At 64.3% G+C, this 12,993-nt stretch carries 12 protein-coding genes and 1 tRNA gene; 10 read left to right on the forward strand and 3 right to left on the reverse strand.

Annotation, left to right across the window (positions count from 1 at the left end; all coding sequences use genetic code 11):
* Nucleotides 1-516 precede the first annotated feature (516 nt).
* The 6 genes from MTR72_RS32620 to MTR72_RS32645 all read left to right on the forward strand — a co-directional run bounded on the left by MTR72_RS32620 (nucleotide 517) and on the right by MTR72_RS32645 (nucleotide 7,478).
* Nucleotides 517-591 (forward strand) — tRNA-Asn (locus MTR72_RS32620).
* Between the two features lie 215 nt (nucleotides 592-806).
* On the forward strand, nucleotides 807-986 hold the full coding sequence (locus MTR72_RS32625) for a hypothetical protein (protein ID WP_280963964.1): 180 nt from the start codon (nucleotides 807-809) through the stop codon (nucleotides 984-986).
* Between the two features lie 146 nt (nucleotides 987-1,132).
* The gene (locus tag MTR72_RS32630; RefSeq protein ID WP_280963963.1) at nucleotides 1,133-1,795 is read left to right on the forward strand and encodes a protein-L-isoaspartate O-methyltransferase family protein; all 663 of its coding nucleotides are present in this window, start codon (nucleotides 1,133-1,135) and stop codon (nucleotides 1,793-1,795) included.
* A 205-nt stretch (nucleotides 1,796-2,000) separates the two neighbouring features.
* Nucleotides 2,001-3,407, forward strand: a complete 1,407-nt coding sequence (locus MTR72_RS32635; RefSeq protein WP_280963962.1) for a TolC family outer membrane protein — start codon at nucleotides 2,001-2,003, stop codon at nucleotides 3,405-3,407.
* 302 nt (nucleotides 3,408-3,709) lie between these two features.
* A complete protein-coding gene (locus MTR72_RS32640; RefSeq protein WP_280963961.1) occupies nucleotides 3,710-4,471 on the forward strand; it encodes a PopZ family protein in 762 nt (253 codons plus the stop codon).
* A gap of 130 nt (nucleotides 4,472-4,601) precedes the next feature.
* Entirely contained in the window at nucleotides 4,602-7,478 is a 2,877-nt protein-coding gene (locus tag MTR72_RS32645) for a valine--tRNA ligase (protein ID WP_341511848.1), read from the forward strand.
* Between the two features lie 50 nt (nucleotides 7,479-7,528).
* On the opposite strand, the gene MTR72_RS32650 is transcribed toward MTR72_RS32645, so the two are convergent.
* Nucleotides 7,529-8,143 carry a DNA-3-methyladenine glycosylase gene (locus MTR72_RS32650; RefSeq protein ID WP_280963959.1) on the reverse strand — a complete coding sequence of 205 codons (615 nt, stop codon included), beginning with the start codon at nucleotides 8,141-8,143 and terminating at the stop codon, nucleotides 7,529-7,531.
* 130 nt (nucleotides 8,144-8,273) lie between these two features.
* Between MTR72_RS32650 and lipA the strand changes: the two genes are divergently transcribed.
* The 4 genes from lipA (at nucleotide 8,274) to MTR72_RS32670 (ending at nucleotide 11,132) form a co-directional block, all read left to right on the forward strand.
* Complete coding sequence (gene lipA / locus MTR72_RS32655; protein WP_341511849.1) at nucleotides 8,274-9,230, forward strand: lipoyl synthase; 957 nt, start codon at nucleotides 8,274-8,276, stop codon at nucleotides 9,228-9,230.
* Between the two features lie 6 nt (nucleotides 9,231-9,236).
* Nucleotides 9,237-9,707: a type II toxin-antitoxin system RatA family toxin gene (locus MTR72_RS32660; protein WP_280963957.1), complete on the forward strand. Its 471-nt coding sequence runs from the start codon at nucleotides 9,237-9,239 to the stop codon at nucleotides 9,705-9,707.
* 295 nt (nucleotides 9,708-10,002) lie between these two features.
* Entirely contained in the window at nucleotides 10,003-10,182 is a 180-nt protein-coding gene (locus tag MTR72_RS32665; protein ID WP_280963956.1) for a hypothetical protein, read from the forward strand.
* A 170-nt stretch (nucleotides 10,183-10,352) separates the two neighbouring features.
* Nucleotides 10,353-11,132 (forward strand): mechanosensitive ion channel family protein, encoded by a 780-nt coding sequence (locus MTR72_RS32670; RefSeq protein WP_280963955.1) that lies wholly within the window; start codon nucleotides 10,353-10,355, stop codon nucleotides 11,130-11,132.
* A gap of 8 nt (nucleotides 11,133-11,140) precedes the next feature.
* On the opposite strand, the gene MTR72_RS32675 is transcribed toward MTR72_RS32670, so the two are convergent.
* Entirely contained in the window at nucleotides 11,141-11,743 is a 603-nt protein-coding gene (locus tag MTR72_RS32675; RefSeq protein ID WP_280963953.1) for a CinA family protein, read from the reverse strand.
* 3 nt (nucleotides 11,744-11,746) lie between these two features.
* On the reverse strand, nucleotides 11,747-12,928 hold the full coding sequence (locus MTR72_RS32680; RefSeq protein WP_280963952.1) for a bifunctional 2-C-methyl-D-erythritol 4-phosphate cytidylyltransferase/2-C-methyl-D-erythritol 2,4-cyclodiphosphate synthase: 1,182 nt from the start codon (nucleotides 12,926-12,928) through the stop codon (nucleotides 11,747-11,749).
* Between the last annotated feature and the right edge of the window lie 65 nt (nucleotides 12,929-12,993).

The raw sequence follows: 12,993 nt of genomic DNA on the forward strand, positions 1-12,993 counted from the left end.
CTCTTCATGCGACGCCCAGCCAATGCGGGGCGGCTGAGCGCGGCCTGTGGGTTTGTGCGCAGCAAGTAGTTTGCGATGCCTGCACAAATCTGCCGGACCGTGGCTGTGGATATGCTGCGGATATGCTGTTGAGGGACGGAATGCTGACGCATATTTGTCAAGGATCGAAATCATATCGCTCAGCGGTCGCACGAAATTGCGGCGCGGTTCGTCAGGATTCGGCACGAGGGAAAGGCTGGTGCGAAGTGGGCCGTGAGGACGCGGACCTGTACGTCCACGTTTTGAAGCGCACTCGCCGGGAAGACAAACGCCGCAGATTTATGAATGCCCGCTCATTGCTGCGGTGATTGCCGATCGATAAGAACAGGCGGTAGTTCGCCCGATGGCCGGGAGGAGGGGGCTGAAGGCTCCTTCAGGGCTTTCCTCGACGCGCTTGCGGAAGATGACGAATTCGTCCTTTGCAAGCGCAAGCGGCTTTGTTATACGCAGCCGCGCGCGAACGCCGGTTCGCCCTTTTCCTCGGTAGCTCAGCGGTAGAGCATCCGACTGTTAATCGGATGGTCGCTGGTTCGAATCCAGCCCGGGGAGCCAATTTTCCGCACAATCTCAATGGATTACGGTTACCTTCGGATCCGCTACGCGATCTCGCTGTAGTAGGCCCGCAAGCGTGCGCTGGTGCGCATCCGACGTAAACTCGTTTCAAGCCCTTGTGTGTGACGTCGCATCGTCGTGCCATGGCGAGGACGCCAAATCGGCCCAATTCAAACCGAGGTTCCAGAGGCCTGACCCTTGTGGAGCTGATTCCTATGCCAGACGCCCAGGTCGACCATACCCGTGTGGCCCCCTCGATTCTGCCGGCGGACGTTCCGGAGCTCAGTGACGATGAATGCCTGGCGCGGCTAGCGCGTGCCGTCAACGCGCCCGATTCGGTGCGGCTCGACGAGGTTGCGGCGCTGATTGCCCGGCTCGCGGTCGCAATCGAATAGACCTGCTTGGATCGTTTCGCGGTGACGGGCACCGGGATGCCACCGCGGCTGTTCCGGGCCAACGCCCGTGTTGCGTTTTCGCGGAGCTTGTTCCAAAGATGCCGCCAACTTTCGTCCGCGGCATCATCCGCATTTCAGGGTCCCAAATGTCCGGTTTTTCGACCGCGCGCCAAAAAATGGTCGATGGCCAGGTGCGCACCAATGACGTCACCGATCGCCGCATTCTCGATGCCATGCTCACGGTTCCCCGAGAGGTCTTCGTGCCGGCCGGCCGGCAGGCCTTGGCCTATCTCGACCTCGATCTCGATGTGAGCGAGGGGGCCGCCAAGCGGTTCCTGATCAAGCCGGCACTGACCGGCAAGCTGCTTCAGGCCGCCCAGATTGGGGAGGGCGACAACGTGCTCGTCGTCGGCTGTGCGAGCGGATATCTGGCCGCGCTGATCGCGAAGTTTGCACGACAGGTCACTGCGACGGAATGCGATTCGGCACTTGCTGCGAAGGCCAAGGACATCATTGCCAAGCTCGGGCTCGCCAATGTCACCTGCGAGGCTGCGGCCTGCACCGAGGGGGACGCGACGGCAGCCCCCTATGACGTGATCATCCTCAACGGTGCCACCGAGGTGACGCCGGAAGGGTTACTTGCCCAGCTCAAGGACGGCGGGCGCTTGGTCGGGGTCTCCGCCGAATCGAAGCCGCCTCGGGCCATGATCGTGACCCATTCTCACGGCGATTTCGGTCATCGGACGCTGTTCGATGCCTCCGCCCCGGTCCTTCCCGGGCTGGAACGGGCCGCCGCCTTCGTCTTCTGACCGCCGATAACCCGTTAAAATACCGTTCTGAATCAGAAGTGTGGCCGGGAAGCTGCACGTGAAGAGTTTCGGCTGAGAACTGCCTCGAGGTAGTTCCGTTGCGCTTAACCGCGTCCTATGTTGCCCAGGGGCAACGACTCCACTCGGATACGGTAACCAGGTTCGCGGGCACGAACCTGGCGTGAGATGAAACGGAATTTAAGGGATGCATGGGGTGAAGCTCTTCACCGGAGCTGCGGTTTCGGTCCTGCTGACGGCGCTTGCCGGGCCGACGCCTGCCTTGGCGGACACGATCGAGGCTGCGCTGGTTCGCGCCTATCAGAACAACCCGCAGCTCAACGCACAGCGTGCCCAGGTGCGCTCGACCGACGAAAACGTGCCGCAGGCGCTATCGGGCTATCGCCCCAAGGTCGCACTGACCGCAAGCGTCGGCGTTCAATACACGGATACGAATATTACCTCCGGGGGCTCACCGACGACGCTCGTGAGGACCGAAAACCACGGCGTGAATGCGCCGCGCAGCGCCGGCGTGACGGTGACGCAGAACCTGTTCAACGGCAACCAGACCGCCAACAGGACGCGTGCCGCCGAGAGCCAGGTCTCGGGCGCGCGCGAGGCGCTGCGTGTGATGGAGCAGAGCGTTCTACTCTCGGCCGCGACCACTTACATGGACTACCTGCGCGATTCGGCGACGCTGGAAGTCCAGCGCAGCAACGTGCGCGTGCTCGAGCAGACGCTCAAGCAGACGCGCGACCGCTTCAACGTCGGTGAGGTGACCCGCACCGACGTCGCGCAATCCGAGGCCCAGCTCGCCGCCGGCAAGACGCAGGCGCTGCAGGCCGAATCGAACCTGGTCACGACCCGCGCCAACTTCCGCCGCATCATCGGCAACGAGCCGGAAAACCTCGCGCCAGGCTCGCCGGTCGATCGCTTCCTGCCGGCAACGCTGGCTTCCTCTGTGAGTCTCAGCCTGGTCGAGAACCCCAACGTCACCGCCGCCATGTACGGCATCGACGTCAATTATCTCCAGGTGAAGATCAACGAAGGCGCGCTGCTGCCGACGATCAATTTCCAGGTCGCGGCGACGCAGTCATACGAGCAGACCTTGACGATCTTCCGCTCGTTCGGTGCCTCGGCGGTCGCGCAGGTTTCCGCACCCATCTATCAGGGCGGTGCTGAATATGCGCTGATCCGTCAATCCAAGGAAAACCTGGCGCAGCAGCGTCTCAATCTCGAAACGACCCGCGACCAGACCCGCGCCAACGTCGTGCAGTCGTGGGGACAGTTGCAGGCCGGCAAGGCGCAGGTCGCCTCGGCGCAAGCGCAGGTCACGGCCTCCGAGATCGCGCTGAACGGTGTGCGCGAGGAAGCCAAGGCCGGACAGCGCACCACGCTCGACGTGCTCAACGCGCAGCAGGCGCTCGTCAATGCCCGCGTCGCGCTGGTCACCGCGCAGCATGATCGCGTGGTTGCGTCCTACTCCGTGCTGAGCTCGGTCGGCCGCCTGTCGCCGCAGGTGCTCGGTCTCGCCACCACGACCTACGATCCCAGCGTGCACTACCATCAGGTCCGCGATAGCTGGGCCGGCGTGCGCACGCCCGACGGACGCTGATTGCCGCAATGAGATTGGCCTCGCAAAAGGGCGAGGCCAATCGGCGGTTTGCTTGCAATCATCAAAATCCCTGACATAGCCTTTGAAGGAAGCTGCGGAGCGATTCGCCCTGCATGCGATGTCGTTTGCGTAAAGCTTTGGTGCCGGGGGCAGGGGCGCACCGCCGCACGTTGAGCCGTGAACTGGGGACAAGTCAGGCCGTCACGACGAAAATGTCGGACTGCTTTTCGCGGAACCGGCCAATCCTGTCGTGCTTGGTGTAAAACAACGCATGCGAGGGCGTTGATGATGTGGAGTCGGAGATGACGCAGCCTGCAAAGGTCTCAGAACCCTCGATGGAGGAGATTCTGGCCTCGATCCGGCGCATCATTGCCGACGACGAGGCCAAGCCGCCGCCGACGGAAGCTGCCAAACCGGAGAAAGCTGCTGCGCCCGCCGCACCTGCGGCAAAGCCGCAGGTCGTGAACGACATTCCCCCCACCAAGATCGCGTCCGCAAAGCCCGCGGTCGAAAAAGCCGCGCCGCCGCCGGCCGCCAAACCGGCACCAACTCCCGCGCCTGCGCCCGCGGCATCCAACAGCCAAGACGACATCGACGCTCTCCTGGCCGGGTTGGACGAGGCGACACCTGCACCCGAGGTGCGGGAACCGGAGCCCGAGCCTGAAGCCGATGTGCTCGAACTAACCGACGAGATGGCCGTCGAGCCGACGCCGCCTGCGCCGCCGAGCTTCCGCAAGGTCGAGCCGCGCGACGACCTCGAGTTCGCCGAAGCGGTGCCACCCAGTCAGTCCGCGCCGCCGCCGTCATATGCACCCGTGGATTTCGACGCCCCGCCGCTACCGCCACAGCAGCCGATCCTGGCGCAATCGACGGTTTCCGCAGTCGAATCAGCCTTCAATTCCTTGGCTCACACGGTGCTTAGCAGCAATGCGCGGACGCTGGAGGATCTGGTCAAGGAAATGCTGCGGCCGATGCTGAAGTCCTGGCTCGACGACAATCTGCCGGGCCTCGTTGAACGCATCGTGAAGGCGGAAATCGAGAGGGTCTCGCGCGGCGGCCGGTGAGACCGAGCCGCCCGGCCCCGATAAAGCCCTGCTTTCGTGTCCTATCTGGTCTGTCTGGCGGGCCGGAAAGCTCTTTTGTCGCTGAGCTTTCCGTTGACTTGAACCCCGCGCGCGGCTTTCTAGCAGCCCCATGATCGAGAAAAACTACCAGCCCGCCGATATCGAAACCCGCATGTCCGTCGTCTGGGAGGACAGCCTTGCGTTCAAGGCCGGCCGCCCCGACCGTCGCAATGCGGCGCCCTTCACCATCGTGATCCCCCCACCGAACGTGACGGGATCGCTGCACATGGGCCACGCACTCAACAACACGCTCCAGGACATCCTGTGCCGTTTCGAGCGAATGCGCGGACGTGACGTGCTCTGGCAGCCTGGGACCGATCATGCCGGCATCGCGACCCAGATGGTGGTCGAGCGGCAGTTGATGGAGCGCCAGGAGCCCGGCCGCCGCGAGATGGGCCGCGAGAAATTCCTGGAGCGGGTCTGGGAGTGGAAGGCCGAGAGCGGCGACACCATCATCAATCAGCTCAAGCGGCTCGGCGCCTCCTGCGACTGGTCGCGCGAGCGCTTCACCATGGACGAGGGCCTGTCGAAAGCCGTCGTCAAGGTGTTCGTCGAGCTGCACCGCGATGGCCTGATCTACAAGGACAAGCGGCTGGTGAACTGGGACACCAAGCTGCTCACCGCGATCTCCGATCTCGAAGTGCAGCAGGTCGAGGTCAAGGGCAGCCTTTGGTATCTGCGCTATCCGATTGAAAGCAAGACATTCAGCCCGGACGATCCCTCGAGCTTCATCGTCGTCGCCACCACGCGTCCTGAAACCATGCTCGGCGATACCGGCGTCGCAGTGCATCCCGAGGACGAGCGCTACCGGAAGCTGGTCGGCAAGCACGTCATCCTGCCGCTGGTCGGTCGCAAGGTTCAAATCGTCGCCGACGAGTATTCCGATCCGGAAAAGGGCTCCGGCGCGGTGAAGGTGACGCCGGCGCATGACTTCAACGACTTCGAGGTCGGCAGGCGCCATGGGCTGCGCCAGATCAGCGTGCTCGACAAGGAAGGCTGCCTCGATCTTCTCGGCAACGAGGACTATCTGCGCGACCTGCCCGAAGGCGCATCACAGTTCGCCGAGGAGTTTCACAAGGTCGAACGCTTCGCCGCGCGCAAGCGCATCGTCGAGCGGCTGGAGACGTTCGGGTTCATCGAGCGCATCGAGCCGCACACCCACATGGTCCCGCATGGCGATCGCTCCGGCACCGTGATCGAGCCCTATCTGACCGACCAGTGGTACGTCGATGCGAAGACGCTCGCGAGCCCCGCGATCGCGGCGGTGCGTTCGGGCAAAACGACGTTTGTGCCGAAGAACTGGGAAAAGACCTATTTCGAATGGATGGAGAACATCCAGCCCTGGTGCATCTCGCGCCAGCTCTGGTGGGGTCACCAGATCCCGGCCTGGTACGGGCCAGACGGCAAGGTCTTCGTCGCCGAGACCGAGGAGGAGGCCGTCAGCCACGCACTCGGCTATTACGTCGAGCAGGAGGTGATTACGGCCGAGCAGGGCCGCGAGATGGCGCTCGACCGCAACAAGCGCGAGGGCTTCATCACCCGCGACGAGGACGTGCTCGACACTTGGTTCTCCTCGGCGCTGTGGCCGTTCTCGACGCTCGGCTGGCCCGAAGATGCGCCTGAGGTGAAGCGCTACTACCCGACCAACGCGCTGGTGACCGGTTTCGACATCATCTTCTTCTGGGTCGCTCGCATGATGATGATGGGCCTGCACTTCATGAAGGAGGTGCCGTTCTCGACGGTCTACATCCACGCTCTCGTCCGCGACGAGAGGGGCGCGAAGATGTCGAAGTCTAAGGGCAACGTTATCGATCCCCTGCACCTGATCGATGAGTACGGCGCGGATGCGCTCCGCTTCACGCTGGCCGCGATGGCAGCGCAGGGCCGCGACATCAAGCTCGCGACCAGCCGCGTCGAGGGCTACCGCAATTTCGCGACGAAGCTCTGGAACGCCTGCCGTTTCGCCGAGATGAATCACTGCACCGTGCCCGATGGCTTCGAGCCGGCGAAAGCGAAGGAAACGCTGAACCGCTGGATCGCGCATGAGACCGCGCACACCACGCGCGAAGTGACCGAAGCGATCGAGGCTTATCGCTTCAACGATGCCGCCGGCGCGATCTACCGCTTTGTCTGGAACGTCTATTGCGACTGGTATGTCGAGCTTGCAAAGCCCGTGCTGCTTGGCCCGGATGGCCCCGCCAAGGCCGAGACCCGCGCCATGGTCGCTTGGGCGCGCGACGAGATCCTGAAGCTGCTGCACCCCTTCATGCCCTTCATCACCGAGGAGCTGTGGGAGGTGACCGCCAAGCGCGAGGTCTTGCTGGCGCTCGCGCCGTGGCCGCTGAAACCGGCCGAACCGACCCCGGAGCAGCTTGCAATGCTCGCGGCGGCCGCCGGGCCGACCGATCCGCTCATCTCGCCGGCTCTCATTATGCCGATCTTCGATCATGCTGACTTCACCGATCCTGCGGCCGAGGCCGAGATCGGCTGGGTGATCGACCTCGTCACGCAGATCCGCTCGGTGCGCGCCGAGATGAACATCCCGCCGGCGACGCTGACGGCACTGCTGCTCGCCGGTGCATCCGCCGGGACGAAAGAGCGCGCGCCGCGCTGGACCGACGTGATCAAGCGTATGGCGCGGCTGTCGGACATCTCCTTCGCCGATCGTGCGCCCGACGGCGCCGTCCAGATCCTGGTGCGCGGCGAAGTCGCAGCCCTGCCGCTGAAGGGCGTGGTGGATCTCGCCGCAGAGCGCGCGCGTCTCGACAAGGAGATCGCGAAAGCGGACGCCGACATCAGGCGCGCCGAGTCCAAGCTGGCGAACGAGAAATTCGTCGCCAACGCGGCGGAAGAGGTCGTCGAGGAGGAGCGCGAAAAGCTCGAGACAGCGATCGCGCGCAAGGCGAAACTGCTCGAGGCGCTGGAGCGTTTGAAGCAGGTATCGTGAGGCTTCCGTCATTCCGGGGTCCATACTGTGCATCGCCCCGGAATGACGGTTTACTTCGGAAACGGCTTGCTCAGAAACTTCGACCCCTTGACGCCGTAACGCCAGGGCAGTTCGACCGCCTTGGTGATGCCGATGCGAATGCCGGCCGCGACCTCGACGTCCTCGGTCCGCGCATGCAGCGCGATCGGCGGCCGGTCCAGCGGCAGGGCGTTGTGGTCGATGGTGACGCCGAGCGCTTCCGTCAGTTTGCCCGGGCCCGAGCACAGCGCGTGCACGTCGTCGAGATGGCGGCGGCGGCGCATCGCGGCGATCCCGTGTGTCGGCTCTAGTGCGCGGATCAGGACCGCGCTGGCCGAGCCTTCCTCCTCGCAGACGAAATTCACGCACCAATGGATGCCGTAGGAGCGGTAGACATAGGCAAAGCCCGGCGGGCCGAACATCACCCTGTTCCGCGGCGTTGGCCCGCGATAGGAGTGCGCCGCCGGGTCGGTATGATGATAGGCCTCTACCTCGACGATTGTCCCGCCGACGCCCCCGACCAGCAGGGTCGCGCCGATCAGGTCGGGAGCGACCTCATGGACGCTGCGGCCGAAGAAGCCACGCTTCAGCGGCTTGCCGAGGCGGGGCGTGGATGCGTTCGATCTTGGTAGTCTTCTTGGAGCCATTCGAGGTGAGAATCGCTTGAGAACAGAGCAGGATATTCCCCATATCTGCCATGTTCCCTGAAGCAGGGCGAGCCGGGTTGCGATGCCATGCGATACCGACTAGGTAGGACCTGAACAGACCGGACATCCCATGGTCGTTATCGTCGATACCATCTCGAACCCGCTGCGCCCGCGCCATCCTGAAAAGGTGAACCGGCCCGATTCCGCTTCGCCGCCGAAGCCGGACTGGATTCGCGTGCGCGCGCCCAACACCCGCGGCTATGCCGACACCCGCAACATCGTGCGGGCGAATGGCCTGCACACGGTGTGCGAGGAGGCGGGTTGCCCGAACATCGGCGAGTGCTGGGACAAAAAGCACGCGACCTTCATGATCATGGGTGATACCTGCACCCGCGCCTGCGCCTTCTGCAACGTCAAGACCGGCCTGCCCAACGCGCTGGATGGAGCCGAGCCGCAGAACGTCGCCGAGGCAGTGGCCAAGCTGGGCCTCGCCCACGTCGTCATCACCTCTGTCGACCGCGACGATCTTGTCGATGGCGGCGCCGAGCATTTTGCCCAGACCATCCGCGCCATCCGCGCCGCCTGTCCGTCGACCACGATCGAGATCCTGACGCCCGACTTCCTGCGCAAGGAGGGGGCGCTCGAGGTTGTCGTGGCGGCCAAGCCCGATGTCTTCAACCACAATCTCGAGACCGTGCCGTCGCGCTACCTCACGGTGCGGCCCGGCGCGCGCTACTTCCATTCGATCCGGCTGTTGCAGCGGGTCAAGGAGATCGATCCGGCGATCTTCACCAAATCCGGCATCATGGTGGGCCTCGGCGAGGAGCGTCACGAGGTGCAGCAGGTGATGGACGATCTGCGCTCCGCGGACGTCGACTTCCTGACCATCGGCCAGTATCTGCAGCCGACCCGGAAGCATCACGCGGTGATGCGCTACGTGCCGCCGGACGAGTTTTCGTCCTACGAAAAGGTCGCCTACACCAAGGGCTTCTTGATGGTGTCGGCGAGCCCGCTCACCCGTTCGTCGCATCATGCCGGCGAGGATTTTGCAAGACTGAAGGCAGCCCGGGCCGCAACAGCCCGCTGACGTTCAATGCATCGAGTGTCGAGCAAGCACCGCGTCAACCACAGTGCGTCCGAGATGTTTGATCTGGTCGCCGATGTCGAGCGCTATCCGGAATTCGTGCCGCTGTGCAGCGCGCTGAAGGTGCGCCAGCGGATGGCCAAGCCCGACGGGACGGAGGTGCTGGTCGCCGACATGACGGTGTCGTTCAAGCTGGTCAAGGAATCCTTCACCAGCCGCGTGACGCTCGACCGCGCCAACCTGAAAATCCTCGTCGAATATCTGCGAGGGCCGTTCAGCAATCTCGAAAATCGCTGGACGTTCGAGCCGAAGGGTGATGGCGTCTGCGACGTCGGCTTTTTCCTGTCCTATCAGTTCAAGAGCCGCATGCTCGCGATGCTGATGGGCTCGATGTTCGATACCGCGTTCGCGCGCTTTTCCGCCGCGTTCGAAAAACGGGCCGATGCGATCTACGGTCGGCCCAAGCTCGCACCGTCCTAACCGAGACAACTCCACGTCAATTCGTCTTGTTGACGACAGCGGCGGTTACGAGGTTGATGCAGACGCGCGTTCGCGTTCCCGCACACATTGTGGCTTCCAAGGCGCCTCCCGCGCGCAACCCCACATTCAAACTGTGCGCCATGGGCGGCGACAAGTGCAGTTTGTGCCAAAGCGCGGCGTCCTGACGGAACACCCCTTGCCGCGAGCGGCACACCGGTGAAGCTGCATTTCATGGACTGTTCAACTAAAATACGAATCGGTGGATGGGGGAATGTATGGGCAGGACCAAGGGGACATGGGACGTTGGAAGCAGTCCTGGAGTGCGGAAGATCTGAGCAAGCTCAGGACACTCGCAGGCACTAAACCGGTCGCGATCATCGCCAAGGAGCTTGGCCGCACCACGGGCACGGTGCTTGCGAAGGCGATCGAGCAAAAGCTTCCCGTCCTGCATCGGATCAAACAGACGGGACAATGATCGCCGCCGCTGTGGGAGCGTGGAATCCGAGCCGGTTGCGTTCCGAGCCCGATACTGCTTCTCGCGGAATAGATGTCCGGCGTCTCTTCGTTCGATGCTTTGGCAGGCTGCCGGGGGGATCATTTCAGGGCGTTGCGAGTTCTCAACCGATTGTTCCGGATGGAGCCGCCATGACCATCAATTTCGACACGTTGAAGGCGTCGCTCGTCCTGTACGGGCTGAACGTGCTTTATGCGATCCTGCTGCTTGCGATCGGCTGGTATCTGTCCGGCGCATTGCAACGCTTCCTCACCCGGATGCTGAGCGTCACGCACCGGGTCGATCCGCTGGTGACGTTGTTCGTGGCCAGCGTCGCGCGCTACGGCGTGCTCGCGGTGGTCGGCATTGCCGTGCTTCAGCTCTTCGGCATCCAGACCGCGAGTCTCGTCGCCGTGCTGGGCGCGACATCACTCGCCATTGGCCTCGCCTTGCAGGGCACACTCTCCAATCTCGCCGCCGGCGTGATGCTGCTGCTGTTTCGTCCCTTTCGCATCGGCGATGACGTCGAGGTCGCCGGCAAGGCGGGGAAGGTGAGATCGCTGTCGCTGTTCATGACCGAGCTGGTCGCGCCAGACAACACGCAGATCCTGCTGCCGAACGGACAGGTCTGGGGCGCAGCCATCATAAACCACAGCGCCTATCCCGGCACAGGCGAGATCAAGGTGACCTTCCCGGTCAGGGCCGGGACGGCCAATACATTGGCCGGCCAGATCCTGAAGGCGTTGCGCGAAGATCCGCGCATCGACACGCGGGTCAATCCGGCAGTCCATGTGTCCAAGGTGATCGATGTCGCAAACTCCACCGCACCCGTCGTGGAGTTGACCGTCAGCGCGACGGTGAACCCGTCCGATACCGATGCCGTCAAGCAGCGCGTGCTCGATCACGCGAGCACGCTGCTGGCGGCTGCGTGAGCCGTGCCTTACCCGCGCGGCGGTCGCCGGCGCTTCACCGCATGCCGCCGTGGCGAGCGGGCGACGCGCGGGCGCAGCCGGCTTACGGCTTCGCGGCGCGGCTTGACCTGGGCCTGCGGGCCGCGCGCGAGATCCATCAGCATACGCAGTGCCTCGACCACCGAGCGCAGCCGCACGGCGCTGCGGCCGATGGCGCCGAAGCGGTGCTCGCGATGAATGATCCGGCCGTCCCGCGCGGCGGCAGCGAAATGCACGAGCCCGACCGGCTTCCCGGGCGTGGCGCCGCCGGGGCCGGCAATCCCGGTGATGGCGACCGCGAGATCGACGCCAGCGCGCTCCAGCGCACCGACTGCCATCGCAGTCGCGGTCTCCTTGCTGACCGCGCCGAAATTCGCCAGCGTGCCCGCCTCGACGCCGAGCATCGCGCGCTTGGCGTCGTTGGAATAGGTAACGAAGCCGCGGTCGATCACATCGGAAGAGCCGGGGATGTCGGTTAGGGCGCCGGCGACGAGGCCGCCGGTACAGGATTCCGCGGTCGCGATCGTCAGCTTGCGCATCCGGCACAGATCGAGCAGCGAGCGGGAGAGGGCGCGTGCGTCGCTGCCGCCCATGGCCTAGATGCTCCAGGGCAGGCGGATGGTGGCGCTCGCGGTCGCCGCGATGCCTTCCTCGCGGCCGGTGAAGCCGAGCCGCTCGCTGGTCGTCGCTTTCACGGCAATGCGGGAGATGTCGACGCCCGAGATCTCGGCGATGCGCGCCCGCATGGTGTCGCGCAACGGGCCGATCTTCGGCCGTTCGCAGATCAGCGTCACCTCGAGATTGGCGACGCGGCCGCCGCGCTGCGAGACGCGGTCGATGGCGTATTTCAGGAACTGGTCGGAGGAGGCGCCCTTCCACTTCGGATCGCTCGGCGGGAAGTGCGAGCCGATGTCGCCGTCGGCCAGTGCTCCGAGGATCGCGTCGACCAGCGCATGCAGGCCGACATCGCCGTCGGAATGGGCCAGAAACCCCCTGGTGTGCGGCACACGGACGCCGCAGATCATGACGTGGTCGCCTTCGCCAAAGGCATGCACGTCATAGCCCGTGCCCGTCCTGATATCGCCGAGCTGGGCGGCCAGGCGCGCTTCCTCGCGCACGAAGTCTTCGGGAGTGGTGAGCTTCATATTGGCAACATCGCCTTCAAAGGTTGCAACCGTCAATCCCGCCCATTCGGCAATCGCCGCATCGTCGGTGAAATCGCTGCGTCCTTCTCTTGCCGCGCGACGATGCGCCTCGAGGATGACGTCGAAACGAAAGGATTGAGGCGTCTGGGCGATTCTCAGGCGCGTACGGTCCGGCGTGCCTTCGACGTCGCCGGCCTCGCCGGTGAGCTTGATGGTATCGGTGACGGGAATTGCCGGGATCGCCGCACCGGTGCGGCTTGCCGCGTCGATTGCACGGGAGATCAGCGCCTGCGAGACGAAGGGCCGCGCCGCGTCGTGGATAAGGACGATATCCGGCTTGTGTCTGGCGAGTGCCTCAAGACCGGCGAGCACGGAAGCCTGCCTGGTCGCGCCGCCATTGGTCGGCGGCTCGTGCCGCAGCCCTGCGACTGCGGCCGTGAACATCGCGCTGTCGTCGGGATTGACCACCGGCTGCACCGCGAACACATCCGCATGGCGGCTGAAGGCTTCCATGGCTCGAAAGATCACGGGCTGGCCGCCGATCGTGCGGTATTGCTTCGGCCCGCCGGCGCCTGCGCGCAGTCCGCGACCGGCTGCGACGAGAACGACTCCAGTGCGCTCTGATTTCGCCATAGGGCTCGATTACTCAATTGCTGGTGAAGAGTCGGGGAGTGGGGTGATTGCCGGCATGCCTCTAG

Origin of the sequence: Bradyrhizobium sp. ISRA442 (assembly GCF_038085055.1) — a bacterium.
Classification (GTDB): Bacteria; Pseudomonadota; Alphaproteobacteria; order Rhizobiales; family Xanthobacteraceae; genus Bradyrhizobium.